A 15463-nucleotide genomic window follows, 5' to 3' on the forward strand; every position below is an offset into this window, starting at 1 on the left:
ACGATGAAGAAACTCTCGCTTCTCCTTCCGTTCGTGGCGGCACAGCCCGCCTTCGCAGCGACGGGCCCGTTCTTCTCGCTTTGGAACACGAACTTCATCGTGACCATCGCCTTCATCATCTTCGTGGGCATCGTGCTCTACGCGAAGGTGCCGGGCATGCTGGGCAAGATGCTCGACAAGCGCGCGACGAACATCCGCTCGGATCTCGACGAAGCGCGTAAGCTTCGTGACGAGGCGCAGGCGGTTCTGGCCAGCTACGAGCGCAAGTCGCGCGAAGTGCAGGGGCAGGCCGACCAGATCGTCGCCGCCGCCAAGCGTGACGCCGAAGCCGCTGCCGAGAAGGCCAAGGAAGACCTGAAGGTCTCGATCGAGCGCCGCCTGAAGGCCGCTGACGAGCAGATCGCCTCGGCCGAGGCGCAGGCTCTGAAAGAGGTCAAGGACCGCGCCGTGTCGGTTGCCGTGGCCGCCGCTGGTGACGTGCTCGCCAAGCAGCTGAGCGCGTCGGACCGTGCCGCGATGATCGACAGCTCGCTTTCGGAAGTCGAACAGCGCCTGAACTGATCTCCCCCTAACGGGTGACATTGAGAACCCCGGTCCGATGGGCCGGGGTTTTTCTTTGTCTTGGGCTCAGAAGTGATGTGGGCTCAGCGGTTATGTTCGAGACGTAAGCGCGCGGTGGCCTCGTTGCGCTCGGCCCGGCGCATCGCCGCCATCTCGACTTCGACGAATTCCATATGGGCCGCGATGGCCTTGCGCGCGGCAGAGGCATCGCGGCGCTGGATCGCCTCGTTGATCGCCCGGTGCTGGTCGAGCAGCTTGCTGCGCGTGCCGCGGTTCCGGAACATCATGGAGCGATTGTAGAACACGCCCTCGGCGAGCAGGTCGAACATCGCGCGCATCATGTGGATCATGATGACGTTGTGGCTCGCCTCGATGATCGCCATGTGGAACTGCGCATCGAGCTGCGCCTCCTGCGTGGGATTGCGCTTGGAATGGGCCGCTTCCATCTGCGAGAACAGCGTCTGGATTACCGCGAGATCGGTATCCGAGCCACATTGCGCCGCGCGTTCGGCGGCCAGCCCCTCCATGTCGCGGCGGAACGAGATGTAATCGAACAGCGCCTGATCGTTGCGCGCAAACAGCCGGATCAGGGCGGGCGAGAAGGCGGAATCGAGCACTTCGGCGACATAGATCCCGGCCCCGGCGCGTGTGGTCAGAAGACCCGACTCTTGCAGCTCCGCGACCGCTTCGCGCAGGCTCGGACGCGAGACGCCAAGGCGTTCGGACAGCTCTCGCTCGGAGGGGAGGCGCTCACCGGGGCGCAGAATGCCCTGCAGGATGAGCTGCTCGATCTGGCGCACGACAGCATTCGCGAGCTTCTCGGATTCGATCTTCTGAAATGGCATGCACCCCTCCATGTGGTAAAGATGTATGACCAGATCGGGTCGTCGGCAATGAAAAAAGGCCGGGTTTCCCCGGCCCTTTTCCCACTCTGACGAGCGATTTAGTTGTTCGGACGAATGATGAATTCGACCCGGCGGTTGGCCTGACGACCCTCGGGGGTCAGGTTGCTCGCGATAGGTTGATCCTCGCCGCGACCGGTCGGGATCACGCGGTAGCTCGGGACGCCGCCATTGATCAGGACATTGGCCACCGACTGCGCGCGCTGACGCGACAGGCGCATGTTGTAGGCCGCATCGCCGGTGTTGTCGGTATGGCCGACGACTTCGACGGTGGTGTCCGGATAGCGGTTGAGGCTGCCTGCGAGCGTGTACAGATCGCGCTGCAGATCGGGGCGCACGGCCGCGCTGTCGGTCGCGAAGAGCACGTCTTGCGGCATCGTCACGATCAGCTGGTTGCCCTGACGCACGACGCTGACGCCGTTGGTGGTCAGGTCGCGACGCAGTTCCTGCGCCTGACGGTCGAGCTGCGAACCGATCGCGCCGCCGATCACGCCGCCGACGATCGCGCCGGCTGCGGCTTTGGTCAGCTTTTCGTCGCCTTTGCTTTTCGCGCCGAGGGCGCCGCCGATCAGCGCACCGGTGATCGCACCGGCATTGCGGTTTGCGTTCGGGCTTTGGTCGGGGTTGTTCGCCCCGGTGTAGCCGCCCGGCACACAAGCGGTAAGCGCCATCGCAGCGGCGGCGCTCAGAAGAATGGTTTTGGTCTTGAGAACGGTGGTCATGTTCTGTCTCTGCCTTCTCTGGTCGCCCCATGTCTCGAGGCTTGCCGGAAGATACGCGTAAAATTCGCGCAGGTTCCATGCCCTTTTCGTGAAGCGCGGAAATCCGCGCATCATCTGGCGGTAGAAGCGGCGGAGGGACGCTCAATCGGCCTCTGCGCGGGCGCCTTCCCAGCCCAGAATCGCGCGTTTGACGCCCAGACCCCAGTGATAGCCGCCCAATCCGCCCGATTTGCGCAGGGCGCGGTGGCAGGGAATCAGGAAGGAGATCGGGTTGCGACCGACGGCGGTGCCCACGGCGCGCACGGCCTTGGGGTTGCCGATCGCCTCGGCGATGTCGGAATAGGTGGTGACCTGCCCCGAGGGGATCGAGAGCAGCGCCTCCCAGACCTTGATCTGGAAGGGCGCGCCGATCAGCGTCAGCTTCGCCTCGCCGTGGCGGCTGAACGCGGCCTCGACCCAAGGACGCAGCGGCTCGGGGTCTTCGGTGAAGCGGGCGTCCGGCCAGCGGCGGGCGAGATCGTCAAAGGTTTCGCGTTCGCCCATCTCGGCGGTGAAGCCCATGCCGCAGAGCCCCTGATCGGTGCCCATCGCGATCACCGGGCCAAAGGGGCTGTCGAACCGTCCCCAGCGGATCGTGACGCCTTCGCCGCCGCGGGCAAACGCCCCGGGCGTCATCGCCTCCCAGCGCAGCACCAGATCGTGCAACCGGCCCGTGCCGGACAGTCCCGATCGGTCGGCCACCTCGTCGAGCGGCAGGCGCTGGCTCAGCAACTCACGCACGAAGTCGAGCGTCAGATATTGCTGGTAGCGTTTCGGAGAGACCCCGACCCAGGCCGAAAACAGCCGCTGGAAATGCGCGGGGCTCATCGACAGCCGCGCCGAGATCGCTTCGAGCGTCAGCAATTCACCCGCCGCTTGTGCTGCGTCGATCTCGGCCAGCGCGCGGGCGATGACCTGATAGTGGTAGCTCTCGGCAATGTCGCTGTGGTCGTTCATCACGCACCTCTTGGTTCTCGTCGATCCTAGGGCGCGGGCGTCAGGCGCGCGACCCGAAAGCTGCGGTTTGCGCGCGGCCTTGCCCTTCGCGCGCGTGGCGGGCATTAGGAAAGCATGGCCAAGCAATTCGATTATGCCACGATGAAAGAGGTCTTCGCGCGGTTCGAAGCCTCGGAACCCCATCCCAAGGGGGAGCTCGAGCACGTCAACGCCTATACGCTGGTGGTGGCCGTGGCGCTGTCTGCGCAGGCGACCGATGCGGGGGTCAACAAGGCGACGCGGAAACTTTTCGCCGTGGCCGACACGCCCGAGAAGATGTTGGAGCTGGGTCTGGAAGGCGTGACCGAACATATCAAGACGATCGGTCTGTTCCGGCAGAAGGCGAAGAACGTCATCAAGCTGAGCCAGATCCTCGTCGATCAGTATAACGGTGAGGTGCCGTCCTCGCGTGCCGCGCTGCAATCGCTGCCGGGCGTGGGGCGCAAGACCGCGAATGTCGTGCTGAACATGTGGTTCGGCCATCCCGCGCAGGCGGTCGACACGCATATCTTCCGCGTCGGAAACCGCAGCGGCATCTGTCCGGGCAAGGATGTGGACGCGGTCGAGCGCGCCATCGAAGACAACGTGCCCGTCGAATACCAGCGCCACGCCCATCACTGGCTGATCCTGCACGGTCGCTATATCTGCGTGGCGCGCAAACCCAAATGTCAGGCCTGTCCGATCAAGGATCTGTGCCAGTTTGAGGAGAAAAACCTTTGAAACAGTATCAGGTCGTCGGCATCGGCAATGCCGTCGTGGACGTGATCGCGCAATGCGACGACAGCTTTCTCGAGCATATGGGCATCGAGAAAGGCATCATGCAGCTGATCGAGCGTGAACGCGGCGAGACGCTCTACGGTGCCATGAAAGAGCGCACGCAGGCGCCGGGTGGCTCGGTCGGCAACACGATCGCGGGGCTGGGCAATCTCGGGCTCACGACGGCCTTTATCGGCCGGGTGCGCGACGACACGCTGGGGCGTTTCTACGAGGCGGCTCTGCATGGCGAGGGCACGGATTTCCCGAACCCGCCGGTGAAGGATGGCGAGCTGCCGACCTCGCGCTCGATGATTTTCGTGACGCCGGACGGTGAGCGCTCGATGAACACCTATCTCGGGATCTCGGCGGAGGTCTCGACCGAGGATGTCAGCCTCGAAGTGGTGGAGAACACGCAGATCCTGTTCCTCGAAGGCTATCTCTTCGACAAGGATCACGGGAAGGCCGCGTTCCTGAAGGCGGCGCAGGGATGTCACCGTGGCGGCGGCAAGGCGGGGATCGCGCTGTCGGACCCGTTCTGCGTCGATCGTCACCGCGACGATTTCCGGCGTCTGGTACGCGACCAGATGGATTACGTGATCGGCAACCAGCACGAATGGGAATCGCTCTACCAGACCGATCTGGATGCGGCGCTGGAGCAAGCGGCTAAGGAATGCGAGCTGGTGGTCTGCACCCGCTCGGGCGACGACGTGATCCTGATCCGTGGTGAAGAGCGTGCGACGGTCCCGGTCAAGCGCGTCGTGCCGGTCGATGCGACGGGCGCGGGCGATCAGTTCGCGGCAGGCTTCCTCTACGGCTACGCGACGGGGCAGAGCCTCGAGACGGCGGGCAAGATGGGCTGCGCTGCGGCGGCCGAGGTGATCGGCCATTACGGCGCACGGCCCGAGATCGATGTGAAGGCGCTGTTTGCAGAGCGCGGCCTCATCTGAGCCTCTTAGGCGCGCCCATGCCTAGGGCGCGCCGCCAGACTTAGCGCATCAGCAGCATCGGCCCGAGCGGGCGACCTGCGAGAATGTGCAGGTGGTAATGCGGCACTTCCTGCACGCCATTCTCGCCCGCATTGGTGATGCCGCGATAACCCTCGCCGCCTTCGCCCGGGCTCGCGCCGGTCATCTTGCAGACCTCGGCCACGGTGCGGTGGAAATCGACGATTTCGGCATCGCTGGCTTCAGCGCAGAAATGATCGAGCGCGACATAGGCGCCTTTCGGAATCACCAGCACATGCTCGGGCGCTTTCGGGGCGATGTCGCGAAAGGCCAGCGTGTGCTCGGTCTCCAGAACGGTGTCGTTCGGGATCTCGCCGCGCAGGATCTTGGCGAAGATGTTCTGATCGTCATAGGTATAGGCCATGGCCTCTCTCCTCAGTCGCGGAAGATGTAGTCGAGTTCGGCCAATTCCTGCGCCATATCGGAAGGGATGTCGAGCGCATGGGCCAGCGCGCGGGCGTTGTCCTCGATCTCGCCACCCTCGCGCATGAGCGCGTAATTCTCGAACTCGGCATCGCGGAGCCGTTCGGACTCGTGGTGCAGATCGGCGCGGATCGTCGGCAGCATCTGCTCCACCACCTGCGGCGGCGTATGCTGCCCGGCAAGGCCGACGCGCTGCGCGTGCCCCTTGAGATAGTCGTCGGAGAACTGACACTCGATCTCGAGGATGCGGGTCTGGCATTTGTCGCGGGTGAAATCCTCGATCACGTCCAGTTCGGCGGGATCGACGCAGATCACCATGCGGTCGGCGTTCTCGTGGTCGAAGACCATCCGCATCAGCGCGCGGCGGTGACGGTTGCGCTTTTCCGGGCTGGTCTCGATGCCGCCGAGATCGGGCAGGGGGCCCATCTCGTTGAAGACGTAATCGAGCGCCGGGATCGAGGAGCGTTTGCGGAACTCGGCCACCAGCCGTTTCGCGACATGCCATTTCTTGCACAGGATCAGGGTCAGCGTGCGCTCGCGGCCCAAGGTCGCCTCCGCCTCCCAGAACCGCGGTGCGAAGCGACGGCCAATGCGGCCGCGCCCGGTGAGGAAGCGATGCAGCGCGCGGCCCTCGTTCGAGACGGCGAACTCGACGCCCTCGTGGGTCCACAACTCGCCCAGACGCTGCTTCAGTTCACGCGCCTCGGGGCTGATCTTGCGCGCGAAGAGGTAATCCTGCGCCAGAAGCAGATCGTAATGGTCGTTGTAGAAATTCGCGGGCATCCCGTAATCGGTGAACATCAGGAAGGTCAGCGTCCGGGTGCGGATCTCTGTCTCGGGGATCAGGTGATGGACGATGGTCTGAAAGAAGGTCTCGTCGGGGATCCAGGTCGTGCGGAAGAACCGCATCACATCGGGCCGCGCCTTGATGAAATCGAGCACCTGCTCCATCGTGCGCCTGCGCAGGCACCACCATTGCGAGCCGATCATCATCTGCAGATCGCCGGGCACCTCTCGCGACAGCTTCAGCTGCTTTTGCAGGTTGTAGGCGAGGTAGAACCGCTTGGGCTGATTGCGCTCGTTGAACCAGTGGCGATAGACCAGCCGGTCTTCCTTCATCCCCGTCTTGATCCAGCCCGACGAAAAGAAGTCGAAGCTTTCGATATAATCGACCTCTTCCGCATCGAGGAAGTTATGCGCGTATTCGGCCGATTTGATCTGCATGCAATCGCCCGAGAGCATGTAGAAATGCGTGGCGCGCGGGAAATCGGCGACGGCGGCTTTTACCGCCTCCAGGGTCGCGGCGACGAGGCTCCATTCGCCCCAGCCGCATTTGACGCGCTTTTTCGCGAAGGTGACATTGGGATTGGCATCGAGCGCGCTGCGCAGCTTGCGGTAATGTTCGGGCTTGGCGCGCGCGTCGAAATGGATCGCCACATAATCGCCCGTCTGCGTCAGCCGTTCCGCCTGCGCGATGATCCCATCGGGATCCTTATGGGTCAGAAGAATAAAGGCGATTCGGGCCATACGGGAAACGATGCGATGTCACTTGCTGGTATTATCCGACTTGTTAGCCGGAATGAGCGTTGAAAAGACAGGACTTCTTTGCTCTTTACTCGATATTTATTATGTCTGCGTTACCCGGTCACGGGTATGCGACCTTCTGGAGGGCTTTGAATGGGATTTCCCGGAACCTGGATGACCGAGAGCGAAAGCATGGTGTATCGCGTCGTGCCGAAATGCGCCTGCTCTTCCATCGGGCAGATCATGTTCTATTCCGATCACGGGAAATTCTTCGACGGCGACATCCACGATTCCAAGACCGGGCTGCATAAGTGGTCGCAGGACGAAAGCCAGACGCCGATCACCGATAACGTACTGGCGCATAAAAGCTATGCCTTCACCTGCGTGCGCAATCCCTATCAGCGCATCCTGTCGTCCTTCTTCGACAAGATCGCGGGCATCCAGCGCAACGGCAAACGCTATCGCGGCAAGCTGGTGCCGCAGCTGATCCAGAAATACGGGATCGAAGTCGGCTCGCCGGAGGACAATTTCGATTTCGATCAGGTCGCCTCGTTCCGCCGCTTCCTGCTGTTCGCGCGCGACACGATCCGCTGGCGCCGCCCGATGGAGCCGGACATTCACTGGTCAGCGATGTCGGGTCACATCTCGACCTTCATCGTCAATGGCGGGCGCTACGATAACATCTTCTTCACCGAGAAGTTCAACGAGGGGATGCAGTCGGTGCTCGACGCGGTCGAGACGCCGGTGAAGGTTGATCTGGCCAAGGTGCCGCGGTTCAACGAATCCGAAGGGCACGGGCCGAAGCGCGCGCATAAGGTGAGCGATTATTTCGATGACCTGTCGCGGCACCTAATCTGGGAAATCTACAAGAAGGATTTCCAGCTGTTCCAATACGATTTCGACGATCCGGACAACAAGATGCCGGTGGGCGAGGTCGATCTGGACGAGGTGCACGCCAAGCTGGGCGACTGATCACCAGCGTTTCAGCGCGTCCTCGTCTTCATCCTTCGCGGCGACCCAGGAGGTGCCCTCGGGGCCGTGTTCCTTCTTCCAGAAGGGCGCGCGGGATTTCAGGTAATCCATCAGGAACTCGGCGGCTTCAAACGCCGCGACGCGGTGGCGTGCGGCGGTGGCGACCATCATGATCTGCTCGCCCACGCCCAGCCGTCCGTGGCGGTGGATGACGGTCACGTCCGACAGGTTCCAGCGCTCGACCGCCTGATCCACGATACCCGCGATCGCGCGGTCGGTCATGCCGGGGTAATGCTCCAGCTCCAGCGCCTCCATCGTGCCGGTGTCGTCGCGCACGATTCCGGTGAAGCTGACGACGGCGCCCACATCCGCGCGGCCCGTGCCGAAATTGGCAAGCTCTGCGCCCAGATCGAAGGGCTCGGCCTGAACGGAGACTTTCATCTCAGCCCCCCGTCATCGGCGGGAAGAAAGCCACCTCGCGCACGCCAGCTAGGGGCGCATCGAACTCCGCCAGATCCTGATCGAGCGCGACGCGCAGGGCGGAAATGTCGGCAAAAGCCGCCTCGTAGCGCGGCTCGCGTGCCTTCAGCTCTTCGACGAGATCGGCCACGGTCTTGGCCTGCGTCTCGACCTTTTCGCGCGGAACGCCGATCCGCTCGCGGACCCAGGCGAAATAGAGCACGTCAATCATGGCTCGGCTCCTTCAGATAGGGCAGGGCCTTGCGGAAATAGTCCCAGCCGGTGATCGCGGTCAGAACGGCGGCGATCCAGATCAGCGCGAGGCCGACATGGGTCGCGAAATCGGCAGGCGTGGCGCCCAAGCGGATATCGCCTTCACCGGCGCGCGGGGCCTGACCCTGTTCGAGATAGGCGAGCCCGGTGCCGAGGAACAGCACGGCGATCGCCACCATCTGCGCGGTGGTCTTCCATTTGGCGAGCTTCGTGACCCGCAGCCGCCCGGCATCCGCGCCGAGGAATTCGCGCAGCCCCGAGACGAAGACTTCGCGGAACAGGATCACGGTGGCGGGCAGGATCAGCCACGGGTTCATGCCCGAATAGCCGGTCAGCACCACCAGCGCGATCACCACCATCGCCTTGTCGGCGATCGGATCGAGCATCGCGCCGAAGCGGCTCTCCTGTTTCCACGCCCGTGCGAGGTAGCCATCGAACCAGTCGGTGACCGCCGCGCTGATGAACAGCGCAAGCGCGAGCCAGTCGGCCCAGGGGCGAGAAAAATAAAGGAACAAGACCGCCACACCGGGGGCAGCCAAGAGCCTGAGCACGGTCAGGATATTGGGAAGGGTCCATTTCATGGGAGGCAACCTAGCTGCGTGGTTCGCAAAGCGGAAGAGGGCGCGTTAACGGGTCGCGGGATCGCGATATGCATGCACCGTCCCATTGCGGTCGGTAACGCGCCAGTCTCCGGGGCCGTCGCCCGGTGTGAAGTGGTCCGAGGTGATCGGGACCTTGCCGTGGCCGCCGGGGATATCGAGCACGTAGCGGGGCAGCATCGTCCCCGAGCAGCGGCGGCGCAGCTCGGCCATCAGCGCGCGCCCTTCCGCGATGGTGGTGCGGAAATGCGAGGTGCCGCGCGCGAGGTCGCAATGGTGCAGGTAATAAGGTTTGACGCGCAGCTTGGTGAGGGCGCGGAACAGTACCTCCAGCGCGTCGGCACTCGCGTTGACGCCCCGCAGCAGCACGGTTTGCGACAGCATCGGGATGCCGCGATCCACCAGCCGCGCGATGGCATCGCGGGCGGCGGGCGTCAGTTCCTGCGCGTGGTTGGTGTGCAGCACGATCCAGGCGGTCGGGGCGGCGCGCAGGAGGGCGCAAAGCTGTTCGGTGATCCGCTCGGGGGCGACGACCGGCACGCGGGTATGCAGCCGGATCTGGTCGATGTGCTGGATCGCGGAGAGGCACTCCAGCACCGCGCCAAGCCTGCGCGTCGAGAGCGTCAGCGGATCGCCTCCGGTCAGGATCACCTCGCGAATGGCCGGGGTCGCCGCGATATAATCGAGCGCCTGCGTCAATTGGTCTTCCGGCAGCGGCCCGGTTTCGCCCACCGTCTCGCGGCGGAAGCAGAAGCGGCAATAGACGTCGCAGGTCTTCGTGATGTGCAGGATCACCCGGTCGGGATAGCGATGCGTCAGCCCCGGAGCGGGGGAGTGCGCGTCGTCGCCGATCGGATCTTCGAGCTCTTCGGGACGGGTGAGCAGTTCGCCAGCGGAGGGCACGAATTGCGCGGCCACCGGATCGGTCGGATCGGCAATCGCCTCGCGCATCTCGGGTGTGACGCGGATGCGGAATTCCTCGGCCACCCGCTCCAGATCTGCGCGCGCTTCCGTGGAGGTTAGCCCGTCGCGTTCGAGATCGGCCACGCGGGTCAGCGCGCGGGGGTGGCGGCTGTGATCGGTCATCTCAGCCCTTCTCGTTGAAGAAATTGTGGATCGTCTCGGCCATCGCCTCGGAGATACCGTCGACCTCCATAAGATCGATTGGTGCCGCGCGGCTGACCGCCTTGGCGGAGCCGAAATGCGCGAGCAGCGCGCGCTTGCGGGCCGCCCCGATGCCCGGGACCTCATCCAGCGGGTTCGCCATCTGCGCCTTGGCGCGTTTCGCGCGGTGGGTGCCGATGGCCCAGCGGTGCGCCTCGTCGCGCAGGCGCTGGATGTAATAAAGAACCGGCGATTGCCGGGGCAGGGCGATGGGGCGCTGACCCGTGCGGTGGAATTCTTCCTTGCCGTGGTCGCGGTCCACGCCTTTCGCGACACCGACCATTGCGACGTCGCTCACGCCCATCTCGTCCATGATCTCGCGCACCGCCGAGACCTGCCCGGCGCCCCCGTCGATCAGCAGCAGATCAGGCCACGCCTCGGATTTCCGCTCTGGGTCTTCCTTCAGCAAACGGGTGAAGCGGCGCGTCAGCACCTCCTTCATCATCCCGAAATCGTCGCCCGGCGTCAGGTCCGCGTTCTTGATGTTGAACTTGCGATACTGGCTTTTGATGAAGCCCTCAGGCCCCGCGACGATCATCCCGCCCACGGCATGCGCGCCCTGAATGTGCGAGTTGTCGTAGACCTCGATCCGCTGTGGCGGCTTCTCCAGCCCGAAGGCCTCGGCGACGCCCGCCAGCAGTTTCGCCTGCGCAGCACTTTCGGACATCTTCCGACCGAGGCTCTCGCGGGCATTGCGCGCGGCATTCTCGACCAGCTCGGCCTTTTCGCCCCGCTGCGGGACCGTGATCTCGACCTTGCGCTCGGCGCGTTCGGAGAGGAATTCGCTCACCAGTTCCTCATCCTCGACCGGGTGCGACAGCAGGATCAGCTTCGGCGGCGGGCGGTTCGTGTAGAACTGCGCGATGAAGGCCTGCAGGATTTCAGGCGCCTCGGCGCCGGAGCCGGTCTTGGGATAGAAGTCGTGATTTCCCCAGCTCTGGTTCGCGCGGATGAAGAAGACCTGCACGCAGGCCTGCCCGCCCTCCTGATGGAGCGCGATGACGTCGGCCTCGGCGGTGCTGCGCGGGTTGATCCCCTGGCTTTGCTGCACGTTGGTCAGCGCCTTGATCCGGTCGCGGAGCGCGGCGGCGCGCTCGAATTCCATATCGTCGGAGGCTTGCTGCATCTGCTCCGCCAGCTCGCGCTGGATCGTGGTGGACTTGCCTTGCAGGAACCGCTTCGCGTCGTCGACCAGCGCTGCGTAATCCTCCTCGGAGATCTTGCCGACGCAGGGGCCCGAGCAGCGCTTGATCTGATATTGCAGGCAGGGGCGCGTGCGGGTCTCGAACATCGAGTCCGAGCAGTTGCGCAGCAGGAAGACCCGCTCCAGCTGGTTGAGCGTGCGGTTCACCGCGCTCGCGCTCGCGAAGGGACCGAAGTAATGGCCCTTCTCTTTGCGCGCGCCGCGATGCTTCTTGATCATCGGATAGGGGTGGTCCGTCGCGATCAGGATATTGGGGAAGCTTTTGTCGTCCCGCGCGAGCACGTTGTAGCGCGGCTTGAGCTGCTTGATCAGGTTCTGCTCGAGCAGCAGCGCCTCGGTCTCGGTCCGCGTCGTGAGGAACATCATCGAGGCGGTCTCATGGATCATCCGGGCGATCCGCGCCGAGTGTCCCGAGGGGCGTGCATAGTTCGAAACGCGCGCCTTCAGGTTGCGCGCCTTGCCGACATAGAGCACCTCGCCCTTCGCGTTCAGCATCCGATAGACGCCGGGCGATCCGTCGAGACGCTTGAGGTAATCCGCGATCAGCGCATGGCCCGTCATCCCGTGTTGCGGGCGCGTGGCCGCCGGGGGATCGAGGGCGTCGTTGCTGTTTACATCGTCATTCATGAGCAGGCTTCGATTCTCCCCTCTGGCTGCAACCTCGCGAAGACGTTTTCAAGGAAAAACATGTCCACGAAATCTGGGGATAACTCTGTTGGCAAACATGTGGGACCGTGGGTTCCGACCTTAATATAAGGGTTGATAGAGTGTTTGCTCATTTTTTGAGCAAGTTACGAGTGCTTTGATTTCATTGAGAAATTTTTCGCAAACTCGCCAAGCTATTGAAAGGATTACTACTTTTGTGACGGTACTGTTACAAGCCGTCGCGCAGTGCACAACTTTGGCCTGCGATTCGTTTTCAGGCTCATTCCGGACCTAATACATCGGGGGTCCGCCAGCCCAAATGTTGGCCTCCATCGACGCAGAGCAACTGACCTGTGACGGCCGGTGCGTCCATGAAATATCCCAGCGCCGCGACGATATCTGCGGGGTCTGCGCCGCGTTCGAGGATCGTCGCCGCGCGCTGCCGGTTGAAGTGGTCTTCAGACTGGCGCGCGCCTTGCAGGGTCGGGCCGGGGCCGATCGCGTTCACACGTATGGCGGGAGCCAGCGCCTGCGCACTCGTCTGCGTGAGGGTCCACAGACCCATCTTCGCGAGCGTGTAGGTCATGAATTCCGGCGTCAGCTTGCGCATCCGCTGGTCGACCATGTTGATCACCAGCGCGCGGGCCTTGGGCTCCGCGCCCGAGCGGTCGGCTTCCGGGGCCTGCGCCGCGAAATGCTGGATCAGCACGAAGGGTGCGCGCAGGTTCGACCCGATATGCCGGTCCCAGCTTTCGCGCGTGGCCGAGCGGATCGTGTCGTATTCGAAGATCGAGGCGTTATTGATCAGCAGATCGAGCGGCCCGTCGAGCAGTTGCGCCGCGCGGGGCACCAGTTCCGCCGTCGCGGCCTCGTCCAGCAGATCGGCCTGCACGATCTCGGCGCGCACGCCTTTCGAACGGGCCTCCGCCGCTGTTGCCTCCGCGTCCTCTGCGGAGCCGTGATAATGGATTGCGACGTCCACGCCGCGCTCGGCCAGATAAAGCGCCATCGCGCGTCCCAGCCGTTTCGCGCCACCTGTCACCAATGCTCGTTTCATGCGCTGCCTCCAATGAAGAGGGCCACCATATAGGCCAGGTACGCGGCGGTGAAAGCGATGCCGATGCCGCGGGTGATCACGCGGTTGCCGAAGATGAAGGGGGCAAGCGCGATCGAGGCCGCGGCCATCACCCAAAGGTCGACATGCAGCATCTGGCTCGGCACCGGAATGTCGCCGAACAGGCCCGCGACGCCGATGATGCAGAGCAGGTTGAAGATGTTCGAGCCCACGACATTGCCGAGCGCGAGGTCCGACCGGCCCTTCATCGCCGCGGTGATCGAGGTCGCCAGTTCCGGCAGCGAGGTGCCGAGCGCGACCAACGTCAGGCCGATCACCGCATCCGAGACGCCCATCGCGCTTGCGATCTCGGAGGCCCCGCTGACCAGCCAGCTCGCCCCCAGAGGCAGCCCGATGAGCCCCGCGAGAACATAGAGCCCGATGCGCCAGAGCGGCATTTTCGGATCGACGCTTTCGACCTCTTCATCGGCTTCGGTCTCGGGACCGGCGCCCGCGCCGCGATTGGCGCGATGGGCGCGCGCCTCGCGAATCTGCCGGAACAGGATGATGCCAAGCGCGAAGAGCAGGAGCAGCGCCTGCGCCCAGCCGATCGGGCCCATAAAGCAGACGAGGATGAAGAGGATCGTCGCGCCCATCATCAGCACGAAGCTCTCGCGCGTGTCGTGCAGATCGGTGCGGATCGCGGAGATCATCGCGGGCAGGCCCAGCACCAGAAGGATATTGGCGATGTTCGAGCCCACGACATTGCCGAGCGCCATGCTGGGTGCCTTGTCGAGCACGGCGGCGACCGAGACCATCAGCTCGGGTGCGGAGGTGCCGAAGGCCACCACGGTGAGCCCGACGATCAGTGCAGGAATGCCAAGGCGCAGCGACATCGCCACTGCGCCTTTCACCAGCAGGTCACCCGCCACGACCAGCAGCACCAGCCCGGCAATGATCTCGCCGAAATCCCAGATCATTTACGGCGCTCCGTCGTCTTCGCACTCTTGCTATTGGAGGTCGTCTTGCAGGGGCAGGGGCCCCGGCCGATTTTCGGACGTCCGCAGTCGGGGCAACGGGCCGATAGCCTGCCGGGTCCGCGCGGGCCCTTGAGTTTCGGCATCCGCAGTTTGCCGAACATGGCGAGCACCGCCATGACGACGAGGAAGAGTGTCATGCCCTTGATGAGCATCCGGTTACAGCCCGTAGCGCGCCCAGAGCGCGCGTTCCTCGGCGGTATCGATCAGAGCGCCTGCGGTGGCCGCAGCCATCTCGCCCCCGATCTGCGCGCCGAAGCGCCGGAAGATCGAGCGTTTGGGCGCGTAAGGCACGATGCGGGTCTTCTCGCCATAGATCTCTTTCAGCTTCGGCACCGCATGGCCGAGCCCGTCGATCAGCCCGGTATTCTCGGCCAGCGCCTGCCGCCCGGTCCAGATGTCGCCGGTGAAGAGGTCGCGATCCTCGGGCAGTTTCGCGCCGCGCCGGGACTGCACATGCTCCTTGAACGAGACATGCATGTCGTCGAGCAGCTTGTTGAGCCGCGCGACGTCTTCGTCCTTCTCGGGGCGGAACGGGTCCATGAAACTTTTAGAGCCGCCTGCCGTATGAACGCGGCGCTGGATGCCGTGGCGGTTAATGAACTCGTCGAGGCCGAAGCCTGCCGAGATCACCCCGATCGAGCCCACGACCGAAGTCGGATCGGCCCAGATCTGGTCTGCGGCGCAGGCGAGCCAGTAACCACCCGAGGCTGCGACGTCTTCGACGAAGGCATGGACTGGAATGTCTTTTTCATCCGCAAGCCTGCGGATGCGTCCCGCGATCAGCGCCGATTGCACGGGCGATCCGCCGGGCGAATTGATCAGCAGAGCGACCGCGGCCGGTTTGCCGCGCGCGAAGGCGCGCTCGATGATCGGGGCCATGGCGGCATCCGACAGGCCGGGCGCACCGGGGCGCGAGACGCCGATGGCGCCGTGCAAACGGATAACCGCGACGAAGGGCGATTTCTTGACGAAAGGGAGGCGTTGGATCAGGCTCATGTGAGGGATGTAGAGGCTCACCCCTGCCCGCGCAAGCGCAGCGATGACGGTTCCTGTCCGCGCCTGTTCGCGATTGAACCAGTCGTGACTTGCTGGCCGGGGCATGCTCGCCCCATCATCGGGGCCGGGA

Annotated in this window: 18 protein-coding genes; 4 read left to right on the plus strand and 14 right to left on the minus strand. The window is 64.0% G+C overall.

Annotated elements, in window-relative coordinates; genetic code table 11:
* Nucleotides 1-3 precede the first annotated feature (3 nt).
* Nucleotides 4-561 (plus strand): F0F1 ATP synthase subunit B, encoded by a 558-nt coding sequence (locus BMI89_RS02910; protein WP_078522463.1) that lies wholly within the window; start codon nt 4-6, stop codon nt 559-561.
* Between the two features lie 83 nt (nt 562-644).
* On the opposite strand, the gene BMI89_RS02915 is transcribed toward BMI89_RS02910, so the two are convergent.
* The 3 genes from BMI89_RS02915 to BMI89_RS02925 all read right to left on the minus strand — a co-directional run bounded on the left by BMI89_RS02915 (nt 645) and on the right by BMI89_RS02925 (nt 3181).
* Nucleotides 645-1406, minus strand: a complete 762-nt coding sequence (locus BMI89_RS02915) for an FCD domain-containing protein (protein WP_078522464.1) — start codon at nt 1404-1406, stop codon at nt 645-647.
* A gap of 98 nt (nt 1407-1504) precedes the next feature.
* On the minus strand, nt 1505-2185 hold the full coding sequence (locus tag BMI89_RS02920; protein WP_075773903.1) for an OmpA family protein: 681 nt from the start codon (nt 2183-2185) through the stop codon (nt 1505-1507).
* A 141-nt stretch (nt 2186-2326) separates the two neighbouring features.
* Entirely contained in the window at nt 2327-3181 is an 855-nt protein-coding gene (locus tag BMI89_RS02925) for a methylated-DNA--[protein]-cysteine S-methyltransferase (protein ID WP_078569783.1), read from the minus strand.
* A 114-nt stretch (nt 3182-3295) separates the two neighbouring features.
* Between BMI89_RS02925 and nth the strand changes: the two genes are divergently transcribed.
* Both nth and BMI89_RS02935 read left to right on the plus strand, forming a co-directional pair.
* On the plus strand, nt 3296-3940 hold the full coding sequence (nth, locus tag BMI89_RS02930; RefSeq protein ID WP_075773905.1) for an endonuclease III: 645 nt from the start codon (nt 3296-3298) through the stop codon (nt 3938-3940).
* Nucleotides 3937-4923 carry an adenosine kinase gene (locus BMI89_RS02935; protein WP_078569784.1) on the plus strand — a complete coding sequence of 329 codons (987 nt, stop codon included), beginning with the start codon at nt 3937-3939 and terminating at the stop codon, nt 4921-4923. Before nth ends, BMI89_RS02935 begins: the two co-directional genes overlap by 4 nt.
* 40 nt (nt 4924-4963) lie before the next feature.
* Here the strand turns inward: BMI89_RS02935 and BMI89_RS02940 are convergent, their stop codons facing one another.
* Entirely contained in the window at nt 4964-5344 is a 381-nt protein-coding gene (locus BMI89_RS02940; protein WP_075773907.1) for an HIT domain-containing protein, read from the minus strand.
* Between the two features lie 11 nt (nt 5345-5355).
* Nucleotides 5356-6930, minus strand: coding sequence for a DUF5928 domain-containing protein (locus tag BMI89_RS02945; RefSeq protein ID WP_078569785.1), 1575 nt, complete (start codon nt 6928-6930; stop codon nt 5356-5358).
* Between the two features lie 150 nt (nt 6931-7080).
* Here BMI89_RS02945 and BMI89_RS02950 point away from each other — a divergent pair, with 150 nt between their 5' ends.
* A complete protein-coding gene (locus BMI89_RS02950) occupies nt 7081-7899 on the plus strand; it encodes a sulfotransferase family protein (protein WP_078569786.1) in 819 nt (272 codons plus the stop codon).
* On the opposite strand, the gene BMI89_RS02955 is transcribed toward BMI89_RS02950, so the two are convergent.
* The 9 genes from BMI89_RS02955 to BMI89_RS02995 all read right to left on the minus strand — a co-directional run bounded on the left by BMI89_RS02955 (nt 7900) and on the right by BMI89_RS02995 (nt 15327).
* Nucleotides 7900-8340, minus strand: a complete 441-nt coding sequence (locus tag BMI89_RS02955) for a molybdenum cofactor biosynthesis protein MoaE (RefSeq protein WP_078569787.1) — start codon at nt 8338-8340, stop codon at nt 7900-7902.
* Nucleotide 8341: 1 nt separating this feature from the next.
* Nucleotides 8342-8590 (minus strand): molybdopterin converting factor subunit 1, encoded by a 249-nt coding sequence (moaD, locus tag BMI89_RS02960; RefSeq protein ID WP_143593803.1) that lies wholly within the window; start codon nt 8588-8590, stop codon nt 8342-8344.
* A complete protein-coding gene (gene pgsA, locus BMI89_RS02965; protein ID WP_078542255.1) occupies nt 8583-9212 on the minus strand; it encodes a CDP-diacylglycerol--glycerol-3-phosphate 3-phosphatidyltransferase in 630 nt (209 codons plus the stop codon). The genes moaD and pgsA overlap by 8 nt, the downstream gene beginning before the upstream one ends.
* 45 nt (nt 9213-9257) lie before the next feature.
* Nucleotides 9258-10316 carry a lysine-2,3-aminomutase-like protein gene (locus BMI89_RS02970; protein ID WP_078569788.1) on the minus strand — a complete coding sequence of 353 codons (1059 nt, stop codon included), beginning with the start codon at nt 10314-10316 and terminating at the stop codon, nt 9258-9260.
* A 1-nt stretch (nt 10317) separates the two neighbouring features.
* Nucleotides 10318-12159, minus strand: a complete 1842-nt coding sequence (uvrC, locus tag BMI89_RS02975; RefSeq protein WP_093477087.1) for an excinuclease ABC subunit UvrC — start codon at nt 12157-12159, stop codon at nt 10318-10320.
* A 364-nt stretch (nt 12160-12523) separates the two neighbouring features.
* Complete coding sequence (locus BMI89_RS02980) at nt 12524-13300, minus strand: SDR family oxidoreductase (protein ID WP_078569790.1); 777 nt, start codon at nt 13298-13300, stop codon at nt 12524-12526.
* A complete protein-coding gene (locus BMI89_RS02985; RefSeq protein WP_078569791.1) occupies nt 13297-14277 on the minus strand; it encodes a calcium/sodium antiporter in 981 nt (326 codons plus the stop codon). The genes BMI89_RS02980 and BMI89_RS02985 overlap by 4 nt, the downstream gene beginning before the upstream one ends.
* Nucleotides 14274-14489, minus strand: a complete 216-nt coding sequence (locus tag BMI89_RS21055; protein WP_078522476.1) for a hypothetical protein — start codon at nt 14487-14489, stop codon at nt 14274-14276. The genes BMI89_RS02985 and BMI89_RS21055 overlap by 4 nt, the downstream gene beginning before the upstream one ends.
* Nucleotides 14490-14493: 4 nt before the next feature.
* Entirely contained in the window at nt 14494-15327 is an 834-nt protein-coding gene (locus BMI89_RS02995; protein ID WP_348638850.1) for a S49 family peptidase, read from the minus strand.
* Nucleotides 15328-15463 lie beyond the last annotated feature (136 nt).

Origin of the sequence: Thioclava sp. F36-7 (assembly GCF_002020075.1) — a bacterium.
GTDB lineage: Bacteria > Pseudomonadota > Alphaproteobacteria > Rhodobacterales > Rhodobacteraceae > Thioclava > Thioclava sediminum.

Bases quoted from the DNA above. Each gene is read 5' to 3' on its own strand.
- BMI89_RS21055 (WP_078522476.1), bottom strand. From the start codon at position 14,489: ATGCTCATCAAGGGCATGACACTCTTCCTCGTCGTCATGGCGGTGCTC.
- BMI89_RS02945 (WP_078569785.1), bottom strand. From the start codon at position 6,930: ATGGCCCGAATCGCCTTTATTCTTCTGACCCATAAGGATCCCGATGGG.
- nth (WP_075773905.1), top strand. From the start codon at position 3,296: ATGGCCAAGCAATTCGATTATGCCACGATGAAAGAGGTCTTCGCGCGG.
- BMI89_RS02925 (WP_078569783.1), bottom strand. From the start codon at position 3,181: ATGAACGACCACAGCGACATTGCCGAGAGCTACCACTATCAGGTCATC.
- BMI89_RS02920 (WP_075773903.1), bottom strand. From the start codon at position 2,185: ATGACCACCGTTCTCAAGACCAAAACCATTCTTCTGAGCGCCGCCGCT.
- BMI89_RS02980 (WP_078569790.1), bottom strand. From the start codon at position 13,300: ATGAAACGAGCATTGGTGACAGGTGGCGCGAAACGGCTGGGACGCGCG.
- moaD (WP_143593803.1), bottom strand. From the start codon at position 8,590: ATGATTGACGTGCTCTATTTCGCCTGGGTCCGCGAGCGGATCGGCGTT.
- uvrC (WP_093477087.1), bottom strand. From the start codon at position 12,159: ATGACGGGCCATGCGCTGATCGCGGATTACCTCAAGCGTCTCGACGGA.
- BMI89_RS02950 (WP_078569786.1), top strand. From the start codon at position 7,081: ATGGGATTTCCCGGAACCTGGATGACCGAGAGCGAAAGCATGGTGTAT.
- BMI89_RS02910 (WP_078522463.1), top strand. From the start codon at position 4: ATGAAGAAACTCTCGCTTCTCCTTCCGTTCGTGGCGGCACAGCCCGCC.
- BMI89_RS02955 (WP_078569787.1), bottom strand. From the start codon at position 8,340: ATGAAAGTCTCCGTTCAGGCCGAGCCCTTCGATCTGGGCGCAGAGCTT.
- BMI89_RS02940 (WP_075773907.1), bottom strand. From the start codon at position 5,344: ATGGCCTATACCTATGACGATCAGAACATCTTCGCCAAGATCCTGCGC.
- pgsA (WP_078542255.1), bottom strand. From the start codon at position 9,212: ATGAAATGGACCCTTCCCAATATCCTGACCGTGCTCAGGCTCTTGGCT.
- BMI89_RS02970 (WP_078569788.1), bottom strand. From the start codon at position 10,316: ATGACCGATCACAGCCGCCACCCCCGCGCGCTGACCCGCGTGGCCGAT.
- BMI89_RS02915 (WP_078522464.1), bottom strand. From the start codon at position 1,406: ATGCCATTTCAGAAGATCGAATCCGAGAAGCTCGCGAATGCTGTCGTG.
- BMI89_RS02985 (WP_078569791.1), bottom strand. From the start codon at position 14,277: ATGATCTGGGATTTCGGCGAGATCATTGCCGGGCTGGTGCTGCTGGTC.